The organism is Variovorax sp. PDC80 (genome assembly GCF_900115375.1).
Classification (GTDB): domain Bacteria; phylum Pseudomonadota; class Gammaproteobacteria; order Burkholderiales; family Burkholderiaceae_C; genus Variovorax.
In genome coordinates this window covers 82,415-99,428 of sequence record NZ_FOWG01000006.1, presented here as the reverse complement: position 1 = coordinate 99,428, position 17,014 = coordinate 82,415, and the positions used below count along the sequence as shown (strand labels likewise).

Below are 17,014 nucleotides of genomic sequence, written 5' to 3'. Positions count from 1 at the left end.
ACCATTGAACGAGAGACAAGGTCCGCGCCACCCCCGGTGGCCAGGGCCACACGGAGACCGTCTTGCCACCGAAAGAACCCGTCCTTGACGGCCTGGCGCGCTTCGCCGCCGAGGCCCCCGCGCGACCGGCCGCCATCCTGGCCGAGACCGGCGAAACGCTGGACTACCGAAGCCTGCACGAACGCTCGGCGCGGCTCGCGCAGTTCCTCGCGGCCCGCCTCGAGGCCGGCGAGGTGGTGGCGATCCTGCTGGGCAACCGGCTCGAATACTTCGAGCTCACCTTCGCCGCGCGCCGCGCCGGCCTCTACTACGTGCCGATCAGCACGCACCTCACGCCGGGCGAGATCGACTACATCCTGCGGGACTCGGGCGCGCGCATCCTGCTGACCGAGACGGCGCTGCGACCCTGGGCCGAGCGCTCGGCCTGGCCCGCGCCGCTCGAGGCGGTGCTCTGCATCGACGCCGACGATCCCATCGAAGGCGCCGCGAGCTACCGCGCGCTCGTCGCGGACGACGGCGCGGTGCCGCCGCTGCCCGATCGGCCCCTGGGCCTGGACTTCGCCTACTCCTCGGGCACCACCGGCCGGCCCAAGGGCATCAAGCACAAGCTCGAGGACCAGCAGCTGCGCAAGGCGCTCGCGGGCGACTGGCTCTCGTTCTTCGCCTTCGATCCCGCGAGCGTCTATCTCTCGCCCGCGCCGCTCTACCATGCGGCACCGCTGCGCTTCAGCGTGCGCTGCGTGGCCTTCGGCGGCACGGTGGTGCTGATGCGCCGCTTCGATGCCGAAGGCGCGCTCGAAGCGATCGCGCGCTGGCGCGTCACCCATTCGCAATGGGTACCGACGATGTTCATCCGCCTGCTCGCGCTGCCGGCCGAGCGCCGCGCGGCCCACGACCTCTCGAGCCACCGGCTGGCGCTGCATGCGGCGGCGCCCTGCCCTCTCGAGGTCAAGCGCCGCATGATCGACTGGTGGGGCCCGATCGTCTGGGAGTACTACACGGGATCGGAGCGCGCCGGCGCCACCGCGATCTCGGCGCCCGAATGGCTCGCGCATCCCGGCTCGGTGGGCCGAGCGAAGCAGGGCGTGCTGCACATCGTCGGCGACGACGGCGGCGAATGCGCGCCGATGGTCGACGGCCTGGTCTGCTTCGAGGGCGGCCCGACCTTCGCGTACCACAACGATCCGGTGAAGACCGCCGAGACCCACACGCCGCAGGGCTGGGGCACCTTCGGCGACATCGGGCACGTGGATGCCGAAGGCTACCTCTACCTCACGGACCGGCGCGCCAACATGATCATCTCGGGCGGCGTGAACATCTATCCGCAGGAGGCGGAGAACCTGCTGCAGGACCACCCGCTGGTGCACGAGGTGGCCGTCATCGGCGTGCCCCATGCCGAGTTCGGCGAGGAGGTGAAGGCCGTGGTCCAGCTCAAGGACCCCGCTCTCGCCGATGCCTCGACCGCGCAGCAGCTCATCGACCACTGCCGCGCCCACCTGTCGGCCATCAAGTGCCCGCGCAGCGTGGACTTCGCGACCGACCTGCCGCGCACCGAGACCGGCAAGCTGCTCAAGCGCGTGGTGCGCGACCGCTACCGCGCGCTCGCCGCGCCCGCTTCCCAACCGTGACGGAGACCCGACCATGACGATCGACATCGGACGCAGGCACTGGACGATGGCCCTGCTGGCCTCGCTGGCCGGCCTGCCCGAACTGGCCAGTGCGCAGCCGGACACCCGGCCGCTGACCTTGCTCGTGCCCTATGCCGCCGGCGGCGCGGCCGACCCCGTGGTGCGCCCGCTCGCGCAGCGCCTGCAGGAGGTGCTCGCGCGCACCGTGCTGGTCGACAACAAGGCCGGCGCCAACGGACTCATCGGCACGCAGTACCTGCTGCGCCAGCCGCCCGACGGGCTGACGATGCTGTTCCACATCACGAGCCTGATCCAGAACATCGCGCTGTCGCGCGGCAAGCCGCCCTACGACTTCGCGAAGGACATCGAGCCGCTGGTGCTGCTGGGCCGGCAGGCGGTGGTGCTGGTGGTGCCCGCGTCGAGTCCCTACCAGAGCCTGGCCGACCTCGCGCGCGCGGCCAAGGCCAACCCGGGCAACTTCTCGTTCGGCTCCTATGGCGCGGGCTCGACCTCGCACATCTACGGCGAGCAGCTGCGCGCGGCCTGGAACATCGAGATGCCGCACGTGGCCTTCCGCGGCACCAGCCCGCTGCTGCAGGACATGCTGGGCGGACGCGTGCCGATGGCCTTCGTCTCGGCCGCCACCGCGATCGAGCGCCAGGGCGACAAGGGACTGCGCTCGATCGCGGTGGCGCACAGCAAGCGGCTGACCGCGCTGCCGCAGGTGCCCACGCTGCACGAGCTCGGCTACGCGGGCTTCGACTACACCGGCTGGTGGGGGCTGTTCCTGCGCGCGGGCACGCCGGCGCCGGTGGCCGAGCGCCTGCGCAACGCGATCCGCGCCATCCTGCAGGAGCCCGACATGGTCGGCCGGCTGCAGCTGGCCGGCCTGGAGCCCAGCAGCGAGACGCCCGAGCAGATCACGGCCGCGATGCAGAACGAGTACCGCCACTGGGAGGCGCTGAGCCGGCGCTTCAACATCACGGCCGATTGACGCTGTCGCTCGTGCGGGCGGCGCGACAATGCGAAGCGCATGCCCGCGCTTTCCCCGCACCCGCCCGCTTCATGACCGCCGCCCCCGGCCCCTCGCCGAGCGCCACGCCGCCGCCGATCGCCGGCTGGTTCGTGCAGCTGTTCCTGCGCAGCGCGGCCCTGCCGCCGGCGCAGGCCGAAGCCGTGCTGCGCCGTTCGGGCATCGATCCGCTGCAACTCGACGCGCGCGGGCTGCGCGTCACCGAGCAGGCCTTCACGCGCTTCCTGATCCTGCTGGCGCGGCGCGCGCGCGACGAGGCCTGGGGCATCGCCTCGCGGCCGATTCCGCCGGGCACCTTCCACACCCTGTGCCGGCTGATCGTCAATTGCCGCACGCTCGGCGAGGCGCTGGTCGTCATCGGCCGCTTCTATGCGCTGGTGGTCGACGACTTCTCGATCAAGATCCGCCGCGAGGGCGGCGAGGCCATCGTCTGGCTCAAGCCGCTGCGCACGCTCTCGCCCGAGCGGCACGTGAGCCTGCATGGCGCGACCGTCTTCCTGCTCTACCAGTTCATGTGCTGGCTGGTCGACCGCCGCATTCCGCTGACCGCGGTGGAGTTCTCGTACCCGCGCCGGCCGACCAGCGCCGAGACGCTGCGCACCTACGACACGCGCGAGATCCGCTTCGAGCAGCCGTTCACCGCGCTGCGGCTCGAAAGCCACCTGGCCTCGCTGCCGATCATCGGCGGCGAGGAACGCCTGAGCCGCTTCCTCTCCGAGGCGCCGCGCACGCTCATCACCCGTTACTACGACCACAGCCGCGTCAGCGACCGCGTGAAGTCCATCCTGCGCGCCCAGGTGGGCACGCCGATGAGCCTGGACGACGTGGCGGCCCGCCTCCACATGACACCGGTGACCCTGCGGCGGCACCTGGCCGACGAGGGCTGCGGCTTCTCCGAACTGCGCGACGACGTGCGCCGCCGCGCGGCGCTCGACATGGTGCGCCAGGGCCATGTGAAGCTCGAGACCATCGCGCTGCGGCTGGGCTTCGCCGAGTACAGCACCTTCCACCGGGCCTTCAGGCGCTGGACGGGCACGGGGCCGACCGAGTACCGGGCCAACCCGCCGGCGTCCTGATTCAGGGGTTCGCGGGGCCCGCCCAGTCCGCGAGCCAGTGCGCATCGGCCACCACCGCCGTTGCGCGACGCGGCAGCGACGGCGAATGGCTGAAGCGCGGCGCCGGTGCCGGCTGCAGTTCGCCTTCGAGTTCGACGAAGGCCTGTCGCGCGACGAGGTGCGGGTCGCGCGTGCTTGCTGCGAGGTTGTTGACGGGCGCCACGCAGGCGTCGCTGCCTTCGAACAGCGCCTCCCAATGCGCGCGTGGCTCGCGCGCGAACAGCGCCTCGAGCGCGCGCGCCTGTTCGGGCCAGCGGTCGCGATCGTGTTGCGCGAAGGCCTTGGCATCCAGGCCCAGGCGCGCGAGGAACTCGGCATGGAACTGCGGCTCGATCGCGCCCACCGCCAGGTGCAGCCCGTCCGCGCAGCGGTAGCTGCGGTAGTACGGCGCGGCGCCATCGAGCACGTTGGACTGCCGCTCGTCGTGCCAGCGCGATGCGGCGCGCAGGCCATGGATCAGCGACAGCAGCGACACCGTGCCGTCGCAGATCGCGGCATCGACCACCTGGCCGCGCCCGCTGCGCGCCGCCTCGTGCAGCGCCGCGAGCACGCCCACGGCCAGGTAGAGCGCGCCGCCGCCGTAGTCGCCGACCAGGTTCAGCGGCACGCTCGGGCCTTCGGCGGGACCGATGGGATGCAGCGCGCCCGCGACCGCGAGGTAGTCGATGTCATGGCCCGCCTGCTGGGAGCGCGGACCCTCCTGCCCCCAGCCCGTCATGCGGCCGAACACCAGCGCGGGCCGCAACGCGAACAGCTCGGCAGGACCGAGACCCAGCCTTTCCATCACGCCGGGCCGGAAGCCCTCGATCGCCACATCGGCATGGCGCAGCAGCTCGCGCGCCGTCGCGAGGCCTTCCGTCGAGCGCAGGTCGAGCGCGAGGCGTTCGCGCCCGCGCATCGTGGCGCCGTGCTCCATCTGCACCGCGCCGGGGCGCTCGATGCGGACCACCCGCGCGCCCATGTCGGCGAGCAGCATCGCGGTGAAGGAGACCGGCCCCAGGCCCGCGAACTCGACGACCCGCAGACCGCGCAATGGACCGGCGGGCGATGGGGATGCGTTCTTCGTCTCGTCGTTCATCGCTGCATGGTGCCGTCGCGCCTGCATGGCCGCGATGACCGTCGCGCTCGTTCCCCATGACCCCTGCGCGCCGCGCCATGCGGGTTGCGCGCGGCGGTCATGGCGCGGGCCGGACGGGCCTTTCATCATGGCGCCAACCAAAGGAGCCGAACATGAAAGCATGGGTGAGTCATCGCCCCGGGGGACCGGAGACGCTGGTGTGGCAGGAGCTGCCGGATCCGGTGCCCGCCGACGGCGAGGTGCTCGTGAAGATCGCCGCGGTGGGCGTCAACTACCCCGACGGCCTGCTGATCCGCGACCTCTACCAGGTCAGGCCCGAGCGGCCCTTCGTTCCCGGCAGCGAGTTCTGCGGCGTGGTGGAACAGACGGGCCGGGGCGTGTCGGGCCTGCGCGAGGGCGACCTCGTCATCGGCCGCTGCGGCTGGGGCGCCATGGCCGATCGCATCGCCGTGGCCGAGCAGCGCTGCGTGCGCGTGCCGGCCGACACGCCGCGCACGCAGGCGGCCGCCTTCATGTTCGCCTATGCCACCGCCTACCACGCGCTGTGCGATGCCGCCCAGCTGCAAGCGAAGCAGACGGTGCTGGTGCTCGGCGCCGCGGGCGGCGTGGGGTCGGCCGCGGTCGAGGTCGCGCATGCACTGGGGGCCCGCGTGGTGGCCGCCGTGTCCTCGCCCTCCAAGCTGGCCTTCGCGATGGCGCACGGTGCGTCGGGCGGCCTCGTCTACGAACAGCAGGTCGAGGGCAGGGAGGCGCAGCAGGCGCTCGCACGCCGCATCAAGGAGGCGGTGGGCGGCGACGGCTGCGACGTGGTGTTCGATCCGGTCGGCGGCGGCTACACCGAACCGGCCTTGCGCAGCCTGCGCCGCGGCGGCCGCCACCTGGTGGTGGGCTTCACCGCCGGCATCCCGAGCGTGCCGCTCAACCTGGCGCTGCTCAAGAGCCGCCACATCGTCGGCGTGGATTGGCGCAGCTTCGTGCAGGAAGACCCGAAGCTCAACGACCGCAACGTGCACTCGCTGCTCGCGATGTGGCGCGAGGGCCTGCTGCAGCCGGAAGTGACAGAGACCTTCGCGCTGGCCGATGCGCCTTCGGCCATCGCGCGGCTCGATGCGCGCGGTGCGCTCGGCAAGATCGTCGTGGTCGCGTGAAGGCGGCGGCCGCCGGGGCCGCCGTCTTCTTCTTCAGTTCAGTTCGCCCGACAGGATCTCGCGCGCCATCACGATCTTCATGATCTCGGTCGAGCCTTCCATCTGCTTGCACATGCGCAACAGGTTGTGGAAATCGAAGAAGGGATAGTCCTCGATCGCGAGGCCGCGGCCGCCCAGCACCTGCATCGAGCGGTCGATCACGCGCAGCCCCGCATCCACGCAATAGGCCTTCACCATGGCCGCCTGCATCCGCGAGGCCGAGTAGCCGCCGCGCGCCACCATCCAGGCCGCGTAGTAGGTGTTGAGGCGGATCGATTCGATGTCGTACTGGTTGTCGGTCAGCATCCACTGGATCGCCTGGTTGTCGCCGAGTGCCTTGCCGAACACCTTGCGCTCGCGCGCGTATTCGACCGCCAGTTCCTGGCTGCGTTCGGCCATGCCGAGCGCGGTGCCGCCCAGGCGCAGGCGGAAGCGGTTGAACTGGTGCTGCGCGATGGAGAAGCCCTCGCCCTCCGCGCCCAGCAGGTTCTCGGCCGGCACGATCACGTTCTCGAGCCGCACTTCCTGTTCCGTGCCCCATTGCCGCGCGATCACCGGGATGTCGCGCGACTTCGTGAAGCCCGGCGTGTCGTTGTCGACCAGGAACACGCTGATGCCCTTCGGCCCCCTGCTCGGGTCGGTGACCGCCGCGACCGCCGTGTACGACGCGAAGTGATGGCCGGTGCGCCACATCTTCGTGCCGTTGAGCACCCAGTGGTCGCTCTTTCGCACCGCCGTCGTGCGGATGCCCGCGAGGTCCGAGCCGGCCTCGGGTTCGGTGAAGCACATCGACCAGCCCGTCTTGCCCTCGAGCACCGGATAGAGGTACTTCTCGCGGATCTTCTCGGGCGCCTGGTAGAGCACCGGCCAGGGCGCGAACGGACCGCCCGGCATGCGCCGCGGCGACTTCGAGAACTCGGCCAGCACGATCACATCCTCCATCGGCCCCAGGCCCTGGCCGCCGAATTCCTTCGGCACGATCAGCTTGGCCAGGCCGTACTCGGCCAGCTTGCCCTTGAGGTGCGCGTTGAGCTCGGGGCTGTAGTCGCAGTTGGCGACCGGCCATTCGCGGTAGTGCGGCAGGACTTCCGTCCCGATGAAGCTGCGCGCGCGCTGCTGAAGATCGCGTTGCGCGGGGTTGAGTTCGAAATCCATGGTGTGCCTCTTGTGTTCGGACATGCGCCCGATGGCATGTCAACGCGATCGATTGGATCGGCGCGGGCGCGTGGCCTCCATGGCACCGTCGTTCAAACTGCATGACATCGCTGCCGTGACGCGGTGTCCGGAAAGCGGACGCCCGTTGTCCCCGGATCATCCGGATGCCGCCGCGGCGGCGATCGCAAGTCGTTGATTTCAAAGGATCGCGGTGCTGGCACGTTGCGTGAGATGTCCTGGGGACATCCACCCACACAAGCTTCCGAGGACCTCCCCATGCCACATCACCATCAGCCCGCCGAGCACGACGACATCTGGTCCGTCGAGGGCCGCTTCCAGCACCTGATCTACAGCCCCAAAGGCGGCATCGAAGGGCTGTTGATCGAAACCGAAGGCATCGTCACGCAGTTCGCGATCGATCCCGACGACGCCGCCAGCGTCGCCCAGTTGCTGAGCCTTCGTCGCGACCAGGCGCTGGTCGTCGAAGGCCGCGAAGCCGGACCTTCACCGAAGGGCGACGGCGAACACGTGGTCTACCACTTCGAACGACTGGCCGCCGTCGACGGTCGCGCGACCCACGCGGCTGCACGAGAAACGCAGGTGCATGGAAAGGTCGTGCGCCTGAATTTTGCGAAGCATGGCGCCGCCAATGGCGTCGTTCTGGACAGCGGCGACTTCGTTCACCTCCGCCCACAAGGCATGGAGCGCCTGCAACTGAAGCCCGGAGATCAGGTTCAGGCGGAAGGCGCGGCGCATCCGCTCGTCACGGTCAGCGGATGGGTGATCGAAGCGCACAGCGTGAACGGCGAAGTGCTTTGAGCTTGCGCCATGGGCCAACCGCCGGCCCTTTCGGCGTTTTTCATCCGCATCCTCACCGAATCGCTTCTGGATGGAATTCGACGGCACAGGGCTCTGCGGTTGCAGGCAGCCCTGTTAAGCTTTTTGCCGAAGAGACAAGAGACGACAGACACACCTCGGCAGCCACGCGGTACGAGGTAATTGGAGCCCCGAATGACCCTGCCTCAGACCGTGCCGGATTCGCTCGCCTTGATGCGGGCCGTGCCCACCGAGCGCGCCTTCGAACCCGAGCCGCTGAGCACCAACGTCTTCAGCCGCTGGGGCGAGACGATGTCGTCGAAGATCCTCACGCTGCAGGCCCAGAATCTCCAGCCTTCCGAACACTTCTCGGGGCAGGCCTGCATCGCGCGCTTCCACCGCTGCGTGGTGGCGGACATCCACAGCAGCGCGCACCGTGTCATGCGCACGCGCGCCCTGGCGTCGGAAGATCAGGACCGCTACTTCAAGGTGATCTGGCAGATCCAGGGCCGCAATCTGATCGAACACAACGGCCATTCGGTGACGATCGATCCCGGCCAATGGACGATCTACGACACCTCCCGCCCCTACTCGGTCGAAACCTCGAACGGATCGCGCTTCATGGTGCTGCTGGTGCCGGTCTCCGAGATGGGACGCTGGAACCCGGGCATCGAGTTCGTCACCGGGAAGGTGCTGCCGACACGCGGAACCGCGGAGATCGCACGCTCGGCCCTTTCGGGCATGTTGTCCGGCTTCGTCGAACTCGAGCAGCAGGGCGCGATCGTGATGCAGGACTCGATCAGTGCGTTGATCGGCACCGCGGTGGCGCAGATCCACGGCAGTTCGCCGAAGCAGGACGGGGCCCTCTCCCAGCGGCTGCAGAAGGTGCAGGCCTTCATCGAGAACCGGCTCACCGAGCCCGAACTGAGCCCCGAACTGGTGGCACGCGAATGCGGCATGTCGCGCCGCAGCCTCTACGCGGCCTTCAACGCACTGGGCCAGACGCCCAGCAGCTACATCATGAACCGGCGCCTGGCCGTGGCGGCGCAGCGGCTGGTCGAGCAGTCCGAGCGCACGACCATCACGCAGGTCGCCTTCGAACTCGGCTTCTCGGATGCGGCGCATTTCTCGCGCGTGTTCAGCGAGAAGTTCGGCCAAAGCCCGAGCCGCTGGCGCAACCAGCAGATCGCGGGCCACTGACGCGCGTTCACTTTGGCCTGCGCTCGCCGGCCTCAGGGTAAATACCCGGGCGCTTGTGCACGGTCAGCCAAGGCGCCGCATCAAGGTGCAAGCCTGTTCGGCCTCCTTTTCATAACCTCGATCCATCATCGACGGAGCTCGGGCATGACTGGCGCATCGCCAGCATCCGACTCCGCGAAGCTGATCTCGAGGACCTTATGGAAACAGCTGGCGAGAGTTTGAATGTGGGCTTCATCGGCCTGGGCGTGATGGGATCGCCGATGGCGACGCACCTGGCGCATGCCGGCCATCGGCTGACGCTCAACGATGCGAACCTGGAAGCCGCGCGGGAACTGGCACGCACGCTCGGCGGCGAGGCGGTCGCGGTGGCGACGCCCAGGGAGGTTGCGGCCCGCAGCGACATCGTGATCACGATGTTGCCCAACGGAGAAGTCGTGCAGGCGGTGGCGCTCGGCGAGAACGGCCTGCTGGCCGGCTGGCGGCCCGGCACGCTGTTGCTCGATACCTCTTCCTCGCAACCCTGGCTGACCCAGCAGACGGCGAAGCAACTGGCGGCGGCCGGCATCGCGATGGTCGACGCCCCGGTGTCGGGCGCGCAATGGGGGGCGCAGGAGGCCGCGCTGGTCTTCATGGCCGGCGGCGCGACCGAGGACCTCGAGCGCGTGCGGCCCTTGCTCGACCGCATGGGGACCTCGGTGTTTCATCTGGGCGAGGTGGGCAGCGGCCATGCCATGAAGTGCATCAACAACCTGATCACGGCCATGACCTTCAGTGCCACCTGCGAGGGCTTGACGATGGGCAAGCGCTATGGCCTCGACCCGGCCGAGATGGTGCGCGTGCTCAACGTCTCCACCGGCATGTCGTGGATCAGCAAGACCCACATCGAGCAGCGGATCCTGAGCCGCGCTTTCGACGATCCCTTCAAGCTCGAGCTGATGCTCAAGGACATCGGCATCGCCAACGCGCTGGCGCGCGAGACCGAGACCTCGGCGCCGATCTCGGCGCTGGGCCAGCAGCTGTGGATGGCGGCTTCGCGCTTCGCCGGGCCGGGCGCCAGCGTGAGCGAACTGGGCCGCTGGGTCGAGCAGCAGTCCGGCACGGTGATCGAGCCCGGTGCCACGCCGCGCCAGGCCTGAGGTAGCGCGATGAAGCTGGAACGCCGACTCGCCGAGTTCGTTGTCACCTTGCGCGCCGACGAAGTGCCCGAGGACGCACGCCGCATCCTGCGCTGGATGGTCATGGCGGTGACCGGCACCGGTATCGCGGGCGCGGCCGAAGACGGCATCGAGGCCCTGCGCGCGGTGCTTGCCGAGTCCGGCGGTACGCCGCAGGCGACCACACTGGTCTACGGCGATCGCCTGCCCGCGAATGCCGCGGCCCAGTTCAACGCCACGATGTGCCGTGCGCTCGACTACTGCGACGCGATGGCGCCCGGCCCGCACATCGGCTCGGCCCTGCTGCCGGCGGCCTTCGCGGCCGCGGAGCTGGCGGGCGGCTGCAGCGGGTCGGAGTTTCTGGCCGCGCTGGCGGCCGGTGCCGAGCTGAGTTCGCGGCTCAACCTCAGCGAAGCCCAGTACGACGGCTTCGATCCCACCGGCATCGCGGTCGTGTTCTCGGCCGCCGCGGCTGCCTCGCGCATCCTCGGGCTCACGAGCGAGCAGACCCTGCATGCACTGGCGCTGGCATTCAACCGCTGTGGCGGCAGCTTCCAGAGCCATGTCGATGGCTCGCTGGGCGTGCGCGTGGTGCAGGGTTGGGTGGCGCAGGCCGGCGTGCAGTGTGCCGAGCTGGCGCGCCGCGGTGTCACGGGGCCGGTCAATTTCCTCTCGGGCCATTACGGCTACGGCCACCTCTATGGCCGCGGCACGCTGGATCTCGACGCCGTCGGCGAAGGACTGGGCACGACCTGGCGCCTGCACCGCATGGTCTTCAAGAAATACCCGAGCTGCGGCGTCACGCAGGGCGTGACCGAGCTGGCGCTGTCGCTCCTCGAGGACGGCGTCTCGGCCGAGGACTTGCGCGCGGCCGAAGTACGCTTGCCACCCTACGCCTTCCGGCTGGTCGGCAAGCCCTTCGATCCGGGCACCAACCCGCGCGTCGACGGCCAGTTCAGCGCCGCCTACTGCGTGGCCAATGCCTTCGCGCGCCGTGCGTCGAAGCTCGCGCACTTCGCGCCGGAGCAGGTGCTCGATCCCGCGCTGCGCACGCTGATCGACCGCATCACGGTCGTGCCTGATGCCGCGCTCGATGCGCGCGGCCATACCGCGGTCGACCTCACTGTGCACACCAACGATGGCCGCAGCCTGCGGCGCTCGCTCGACATCGCGCCGGGCTTTCCGGGCGCCGACCTCGACGAGACGCAGCACCGCGCGCGCTTCGACGACTGCCTGGCCTATGCCCCACGACCCATTGCGGCGGAGCGCATCGAACCCTACCTGCAGGCGCTGCGCGCCTTGCCCGAAGTCGCCGACGTACGCAGCCTGATTCCGCTGCTGGTCGCCTGATGGACGCGGGCGTGATCGGTTCGGGCGCGGCGGTCGGTTTCGATGGCCTCGACGGCGTGGGATGGGCGCTGGCGTCCAGCCTTGCGCGCGCCGGCCATGCGCTGGTGGTGCATGACGACGACGCCGCGCGGGCCCGCGCCTTCGCGCAGGAGTTCCAGTGCCGCGCGGCGAACGATCTGGCCGGGCTGTCGGCGTCCGGCCTGTTGCTCTTCGCGCCGCCGGGCTTCGCGGTACGCGAGCGGATCGCGTCCGTCTCGCAGGGCCTGCACGCGGGCGCGATCGTGGTCGATCTCGGCGCTGCCGATCCAACGCTCACCCGCAGCCTCGGCGCACGACTCGCGCAGCGCGGCATCGTGCTGATCGACGCGCCCCTGTGCGGCGGCGCGCAAGACAGCGCTGCCGCTGCCATCGTTCATGGCTGCGACGACGACTCCGCACTCGACGTCGCACTGCCCGTGCTGCGCACGCTGGGCCACGAGCTCGTTGCCGGTGGCGCGCTGGGATGCGGCCAGGCGCTGCGCCTGGTCGAGGCCCACGTGCATGCCGACGTGCTGGCGGCCAGTGCCGAAGCGCTGCTGGTCGGCGACCGCATCGGGCTCGCGCCCGCCGGCCTTCGCGCCCGCATCGCGGCCGCGATCCGCCGCGGCGCCGAGCGCGAGGCGCTCGAGCAGGCCGGCAGCTCCGGCCAAGGCTTCGCGACCGGACTGGCGCTCGGACTGTTCGCCCAAAGCCGCGCCGGCCAGCTGGCAGCGCCTGCCTCGGCACCGGGCCTCACGCGCCTGCTCATCGAATTCACCACCCCCGCCAACGACAAGGAGACAGTTCCATGAAAAGAATTTCCGCGCGCCTTCGCCACCTGGCGCTTGCCATCGCCCTGCCCCTGGGCCTCGCGGCCTCGGTGCAGGCGGCCGAACCCATCCGCATCGGCTCCGTGCTGTCGGTGACGGGCGCGGCTTCCTATATCGGCGATCCCGAAGCGAAGACGCTCAAGCTCTATGCCGACCGGATCAACGCCGCCGGCGGCGTGCTCGGACGGCCGATCGAACTGGTCACCTACGACGACGCGGGCGATGCCAACAAGGCCCGCACCTTCGCCCAGCGCCTGGTCGAACGCGACAACGTGGTGGCGATGGTCGGCGGCTCCACCACCGGCACGACGATGGCGATGATCCCGGTGTTCGAAGCGGCCAAGCTCCCCTTCATGTCGCTCGCCGGCAGCGTGAACATCATCGAGCCGGTGCGCCAGCACGTCTTCAAGAGCCCGCACACCGACCGCATGGGTTGCGAGCGCGTGTTCTCGGACATGAAGAAGCGCAACTTCACGTCGATCGCGCTGATCGCCGGCACCGACGGATTCGGCACCTCGATGCGCGAGCAGTGCCTCAAGGTGGTCGACAAGTACGGCATCAAGATCCTGATCGACCAGACCTACGGCGCGCAGGACACCGACATGACGCCGCAGCTGGCGAAGATCAAGGCCACGCCGGGCGTGCAGGCCATCCTCAACACCGGCGCCTCGGGCCAGGGCCCGGCGGTGCTGACGCGCAACTACGGTCAGCTCGACATGAAGAGCATTCCGCTCTACCAGAACCCCGGCGTGGCGTCGAAGAGCTACATCGAGCTCTCCGGTGCCGCCGCCGAAGGCGTGCGGCTGCCGGCCGCGGCGCTGCTGGTGGCGTCGAAGCTGCCGGCCAGCGATCCGCAGAAGCCGGTGGTGACGGGCTACATGGCGGCCTACGAGAAGGCCACGGGCCAGCCGGTCTCCACCTTCGGCGGTGGTGCCTACGACGGCCTGATGATGGTGGTCGAGGCGATCAAGCGCGCCAACAGCGCCGATCCCAGGAAGATCCGCGACGCACTCGAGCAGACCCGCGGCTTCGTCGGCACGTCGGGCGTGGTGAACATGACGCCGCAGGACCATCTGGGCCTCACGGTCGAGGCCTTCCGGATGCTCGAGGTGAAGAACGGCGACTGGCTGCTGATCGACTGACGAAGCACTCCATGTCGCAGTTTCTCCAGTTCGTCTTCTCCGGACTCACGGTCGGCGCCGTCTACGCGGTGGTGGCGATCGGCTTCACGCTGATCTACGCCGCCTCGGACGTGGTCAATTTCGCGCAGGGCGAGTTCGTCATGCTGGGTGGCATGACCACGGTGTTCCTGATCGCCATGGGGCTGCCGGTATGGCTGGCGGCCGCCTCGGCGGTGGCCGTTGCGGTCATCGTCGGCATCCTGCTGCAGAAGCTCGCCATCGAGCGCGCCCGCGATGCCTCGCCCGTGACGCTCATCATCATCACGCTGGGCGCCTCGATCTTCATCCGCGGCGTGGCCGGGCTCCTGTTCGACAAGCAGTTCCACAACCTGGCGCCCTTCTCGGGCAACACGCCGATCGCGGTCGGCGGCGCGAGCGTGCTGCCGCAGAGCCTCTGGGTGCTGGGCAGCGCGATCGTGATGTTTCTCGCGCTCTGGCTCTTCCTCGACAAGACCCTCACCGGCAAGGCCCTGCGCGCGAGCGCGGCCAACCGGCTGGCGGCGCGCCTGGTGGGCATCAACATCTCCTTCGTGCTGGTGCTCGCCTTCGGCCTGTCGGCCGCGCTCGGTGCCATCGCCGGCATCCTGGTCACGCCCGTGACGCTGACGCGCTACGACATCGGTGCGCTGCTGGCGCTCAAGGGCTTCTCGGCCGCGATCTTCGGCGGCCTCGGCAATCCGGTGGGTGCGGTGCTCGGCGGGCTGTTGCTGGGCCTGCTCGAAGCCGGCGCGGCCGGTTACGTGACGTCCGTCTACAAGGACGGCGTTGCCTTCGTCGCGCTGATCCTGATGCTGCTGGTGATGCCCAACGGCCTGCTCGGCAGCAAACTGGTGGACCGCGTATGAAAGCACTTCGAGCTTCCGGCGCGGGCTGGCGCGCCCTGGCGTTGCTGGTGCTGATCGTGGCGCTGCTTCCCGTGGTGGCGGGCTCCAGCTACGTGATGCGCATCGCGGCACTGGTGTGGATCATGGGGCTGGCCGCCGTCGGCCTGCACATCCTCATGGGCATGGCCGGGCAGATCAGCCTGGGCCATGCGGGCTTCTTCGGCATCGGCGCCTATGCCAGCGCCGTGCTGCCGGCGCGCTACGGCGTGCCGGTGGTGGTGGCGGCGGCCGGCGGCATCGTCCTGGCGGGACTGATCGCCTACCTGGTCGGCAAGCCGATCCTGCGGCTCAAGGGCCACTACCTCGCCATCGCGACGCTGGGCTTCTCGCTGCTGATCGGGCTGGTGATCACCAGCGAGGTCGCACTCACCGGCGGCCCCGACGGCATGGACGTGAAGCGGCTCGGCATCGCCGGCTTCACGCTCGAATCGCCGAGCACCTGGTACTGGATCAGCGCCGCGCTGATGGTCGCGGGCGTCGCCGTCGCGATGGTGCTGCGCGACAGTCCGACCGGCCGCGCCCTGCGCGCGATCCTCGACAGCGAGGTGGCGGCCGCCAGCATGGGCGTGGACGTCGCGCGGCGCAAGCTCCAGGCCTTCGTGATCGCATCGGTCTATGCGGCGGTGGCCGGCAGCACGCTGGCACTCATGAACGGCTTCATCACGCCGGACCTCGCGGGCTTCATGACCTCGGTGGAATTCGTCGCAATGGTCGTGATCGGCGGCGCCGCGACGCCTTTCGGCGCGCTGGTCGGCGCGGCACTGCTGACCCTGCTGCCGCAATTGCTCGCATCCTTCCATGACTACCAGGACATCGCGGTCGGGCTGATCATCATGCTGTCGATGATCTTCCTGCGCCAGGGCATCGTGCCCACGCTGGGCCAGCTGCTGCGGAGGGGCATCAAATGAGCGCGGCACTCGAAGTCAGGGACCTGGGCATCGCCTTCGGCGGCGTGGTCGCGGTGGACGGTGTCTCCTTCGACGCGCCGACGGGCGAGATCCTGTCGATCATCGGACCGAACGGCGCGGGCAAGACCACGCTCTTCAACATGGTGTCCGGCCTCTACACGCCGCGCTCGGGCAGCGTACGCATGGGCGGCGAGGACGTGAGCGGCCTGCCGCCGTTCCGGCTGGCCCGCAAGGGCATGTCGCGCACCTTCCAGAACCTGCAGGTGTTTGCGCAACAGACCGCGCTCGACAACGTCATGGTCGGTCGCGCTCGCTGGGAAAGCACCACGCTGCTCGAGGATCTGCTGCGCCTTCCCTCGGTGGGCCGGCAGAACCGGCAAAGCCGCGAGCGCGCCATGGCGGCGCTGGAGCGCACCGGCCTCGCGACCCATGCGAACGCGGTGGCCGGCAGCCTCTCCTACGGCGTGCTCAAGCGCCTCGAGATCGCGCGCGCACTGGCCAGCGAGCCCAAGGTGCTGCTGCTCGACGAGCCGGCGGCCGGTTGCAACGCCGTCGAGACCGAGGAGATCGAGCACATGCTGCGCGGCATCGCGGGCGAGGTGTCGGTGGTGCTGATCGAGCACGACATGAAGATGGTGATGCGGCTCTCACACCAGGTGCTGGTGCTGAACCAGGGCCGCATCCTGGCCCAGGGCACGCCGCAAGAGGTGCGCGAGAACCCGGATGTGATCGCGGCCTATCTCGGTAGTCACGCAAAGGAGCTGGCCCATGCTGAGGGTTGAAGGCCTGTGTACCGCCTACGGGCGGGTGTCGGTGCTCAAGGACGTGACGCTCGAAGTGCACGCCGGCGAGATCGTGGCGCTGCTCGGCGCCAACGGCGCGGGAAAGACCACCTTGATGCACACCATCTCGGGCCTGCACTCGCAGCTCGGTGGCAGCGTCTGGCTCGAAGGCGCGAAGCTCGACGCGATGAGCCCGCACCGTCGCGTCGGCATGGGGCTGGGCCATGCGCCCGAAGGCCGGCAGGTGTTCAAGCCCCTCTCGGTGGCCGACAACCTGCGCCTGGGCGCCTACCGGCGCAAGGACGCCGAGATCGCGGCGGACACCGACATGGTCTATGCCATGTTTCCGGTGCTCGGCGAGATGCGCCGCCGCGTGGCCTCCGATCTCTCGGGGGGCCAGCAGCAGATGCTGGCCATCGGCCGCGCGCTCATGAGCCGGCCCAAGCTGCTGCTGCTGGACGAGCCATCTCTGGGCCTCGCACCCCTGCTGATCGACCAGATCTTCGAGGTGCTGGTGCGACTGCGCGCACAGGGCGTGACCATCCTCGTGGTCGAACAGAACGCCGCCGCCGCACTGACCGTGGCCGACCGCGGCTACGTGCTCGAGACCGGCCGCATCGTGCACAGCGGCACCGGCCGCGCGCTGCTCGCGGACCCGGCGGTTCGCAACGCCTACCTGGGCGTCTGAAAACATT

The 17,014-nt window shown here is 69.6% G+C and carries 16 protein-coding genes; 14 read left to right on the top strand and 2 right to left on the bottom strand.

The features are described from left to right. Positions 1–62: 62 nt before the first annotated feature. The 3 genes from BM109_RS18430 to BM109_RS18420 all read left to right on the top strand — a co-directional run bounded on the left by BM109_RS18430 (position 63) and on the right by BM109_RS18420 (position 3,737). Positions 63–1,628: an AMP-binding protein gene (locus BM109_RS18430; protein WP_256222648.1), complete on the top strand. Its 1,566-nt coding sequence runs from the start codon at positions 63–65 to the stop codon at positions 1,626–1,628. A gap of 13 nt (positions 1,629–1,641) precedes the next feature. Continuing rightward, positions 1,642–2,622 (top strand): Bug family tripartite tricarboxylate transporter substrate binding protein, encoded by a 981-nt coding sequence (locus BM109_RS18425; RefSeq protein WP_093345298.1) that lies wholly within the window; start codon positions 1,642–1,644, stop codon positions 2,620–2,622. 71 nt (positions 2,623–2,693) lie between these two features. Continuing rightward, entirely contained in the window at positions 2,694–3,737 is a 1,044-nt protein-coding gene (locus BM109_RS18420) for an AraC family transcriptional regulator (protein ID WP_093345295.1), read from the top strand. A 1-nt stretch (position 3,738) separates the two neighbouring features. On the opposite strand, the gene BM109_RS18415 is transcribed toward BM109_RS18420, so the two are convergent. Beyond that, entirely contained in the window at positions 3,739–4,854 is a 1,116-nt protein-coding gene (locus tag BM109_RS18415; RefSeq protein WP_093345294.1) for a CaiB/BaiF CoA transferase family protein, read from the bottom strand. 152 nt (positions 4,855–5,006) lie between these two features. Between BM109_RS18415 and BM109_RS18410 the strand changes: the two genes are divergently transcribed. Beyond that, entirely contained in the window at positions 5,007–6,002 is a 996-nt protein-coding gene (locus BM109_RS18410; RefSeq protein WP_093345292.1) for an NADPH:quinone oxidoreductase family protein, read from the top strand. 33 nt (positions 6,003–6,035) lie between these two features. Here the strand turns inward: BM109_RS18410 and BM109_RS18405 are convergent, their stop codons facing one another. Continuing rightward, positions 6,036–7,196: an acyl-CoA dehydrogenase family protein gene (locus tag BM109_RS18405; protein WP_177239381.1), complete on the bottom strand. Its 1,161-nt coding sequence runs from the start codon at positions 7,194–7,196 to the stop codon at positions 6,036–6,038. Between the two features lie 276 nt (positions 7,197–7,472). On the opposite strand from BM109_RS18405, the gene BM109_RS18400 reads away from it, so the two are divergent. The 10 genes from BM109_RS18400 to BM109_RS18355 all read left to right on the top strand — a co-directional run bounded on the left by BM109_RS18400 (position 7,473) and on the right by BM109_RS18355 (position 17,007). After that, positions 7,473–8,015 carry a hypothetical protein gene (locus BM109_RS18400; RefSeq protein WP_093345287.1) on the top strand — a complete coding sequence of 181 codons (543 nt, stop codon included), beginning with the start codon at positions 7,473–7,475 and terminating at the stop codon, positions 8,013–8,015. Positions 8,016–8,207: 192 nt separating this feature from the next. Continuing rightward, entirely contained in the window at positions 8,208–9,212 is a 1,005-nt protein-coding gene (locus tag BM109_RS18395; protein WP_093345284.1) for a helix-turn-helix domain-containing protein, read from the top strand. Positions 9,213–9,409: 197 nt separating this feature from the next. After that, positions 9,410–10,348 carry an NAD(P)-dependent oxidoreductase gene (locus BM109_RS18390; RefSeq protein ID WP_093345282.1) on the top strand — a complete coding sequence of 313 codons (939 nt, stop codon included), beginning with the start codon at positions 9,410–9,412 and terminating at the stop codon, positions 10,346–10,348. Between the two features lie 9 nt (positions 10,349–10,357). Beyond that, a complete protein-coding gene (locus BM109_RS18385; protein ID WP_093345279.1) occupies positions 10,358–11,716 on the top strand; it encodes an MmgE/PrpD family protein in 1,359 nt (452 codons plus the stop codon). Then, positions 11,716–12,546 (top strand): NAD(P)-binding domain-containing protein, encoded by an 831-nt coding sequence (locus BM109_RS18380; protein ID WP_093345277.1) that lies wholly within the window; start codon positions 11,716–11,718, stop codon positions 12,544–12,546. The genes BM109_RS18385 and BM109_RS18380 overlap by 1 nt, the downstream gene beginning before the upstream one ends. Further along, positions 12,543–13,706 (top strand): ABC transporter substrate-binding protein, encoded by a 1,164-nt coding sequence (locus BM109_RS18375; protein ID WP_093345274.1) that lies wholly within the window; start codon positions 12,543–12,545, stop codon positions 13,704–13,706. The genes BM109_RS18380 and BM109_RS18375 overlap by 4 nt, the downstream gene beginning before the upstream one ends. Before the next feature lie 11 nt (positions 13,707–13,717). Beyond that, the gene (locus tag BM109_RS18370; RefSeq protein WP_093345272.1) at positions 13,718–14,590 is read left to right on the top strand and encodes a branched-chain amino acid ABC transporter permease; all 873 of its coding nucleotides are present in this window, start codon (positions 13,718–13,720) and stop codon (positions 14,588–14,590) included. After that, the gene (locus tag BM109_RS18365) at positions 14,587–15,537 is read left to right on the top strand and encodes a branched-chain amino acid ABC transporter permease (protein ID WP_093345269.1); all 951 of its coding nucleotides are present in this window, start codon (positions 14,587–14,589) and stop codon (positions 15,535–15,537) included. The genes BM109_RS18370 and BM109_RS18365 overlap by 4 nt, the downstream gene beginning before the upstream one ends. Next, complete coding sequence (locus tag BM109_RS18360; RefSeq protein WP_093345267.1) at positions 15,534–16,319, top strand: ABC transporter ATP-binding protein; 786 nt, start codon at positions 15,534–15,536, stop codon at positions 16,317–16,319. The genes BM109_RS18365 and BM109_RS18360 overlap by 4 nt, the downstream gene beginning before the upstream one ends. After that, a complete protein-coding gene (locus BM109_RS18355; RefSeq protein WP_093345264.1) occupies positions 16,306–17,007 on the top strand; it encodes an ABC transporter ATP-binding protein in 702 nt (233 codons plus the stop codon). The genes BM109_RS18360 and BM109_RS18355 overlap by 14 nt, the downstream gene beginning before the upstream one ends. Positions 17,008–17,014: the final 7 nt, after the last annotated feature.

Coding starts and splice junctions, on each gene's coding strand:
- BM109_RS18385 (WP_093345279.1), top strand. CDS start 10,358: ATGAAGCTGGAACGCCGACTCGCCGAGTTCGTTGTCACCTTGCGCGCC.
- BM109_RS18410 (WP_093345292.1), top strand. CDS start 5,007: ATGAAAGCATGGGTGAGTCATCGCCCCGGGGGACCGGAGACGCTGGTG.
- BM109_RS18395 (WP_093345284.1), top strand. CDS start 8,208: ATGACCCTGCCTCAGACCGTGCCGGATTCGCTCGCCTTGATGCGGGCC.
- BM109_RS18375 (WP_093345274.1), top strand. CDS start 12,543: ATGAAAAGAATTTCCGCGCGCCTTCGCCACCTGGCGCTTGCCATCGCC.
- BM109_RS18370 (WP_093345272.1), top strand. CDS start 13,718: ATGTCGCAGTTTCTCCAGTTCGTCTTCTCCGGACTCACGGTCGGCGCC.
- BM109_RS18380 (WP_093345277.1), top strand. CDS start 11,716: ATGGACGCGGGCGTGATCGGTTCGGGCGCGGCGGTCGGTTTCGATGGC.
- BM109_RS18360 (WP_093345267.1), top strand. CDS start 15,534: ATGAGCGCGGCACTCGAAGTCAGGGACCTGGGCATCGCCTTCGGCGGC.
- BM109_RS18415 (WP_093345294.1), bottom strand. CDS start 4,854: ATGAACGACGAGACGAAGAACGCATCCCCATCGCCCGCCGGTCCATTG.
- BM109_RS18365 (WP_093345269.1), top strand. CDS start 14,587: ATGAAAGCACTTCGAGCTTCCGGCGCGGGCTGGCGCGCCCTGGCGTTG.
- BM109_RS18355 (WP_093345264.1), top strand. CDS start 16,306: ATGCTGAGGGTTGAAGGCCTGTGTACCGCCTACGGGCGGGTGTCGGTG.
- BM109_RS18405 (WP_177239381.1), bottom strand. CDS start 7,196: ATGGATTTCGAACTCAACCCCGCGCAACGCGATCTTCAGCAGCGCGCG.
- BM109_RS18425 (WP_093345298.1), top strand. CDS start 1,642: ATGACGATCGACATCGGACGCAGGCACTGGACGATGGCCCTGCTGGCC.
- BM109_RS18420 (WP_093345295.1), top strand. CDS start 2,694: ATGACCGCCGCCCCCGGCCCCTCGCCGAGCGCCACGCCGCCGCCGATC.
- BM109_RS18400 (WP_093345287.1), top strand. CDS start 7,473: ATGCCACATCACCATCAGCCCGCCGAGCACGACGACATCTGGTCCGTC.
- BM109_RS18390 (WP_093345282.1), top strand. CDS start 9,410: ATGGAAACAGCTGGCGAGAGTTTGAATGTGGGCTTCATCGGCCTGGGC.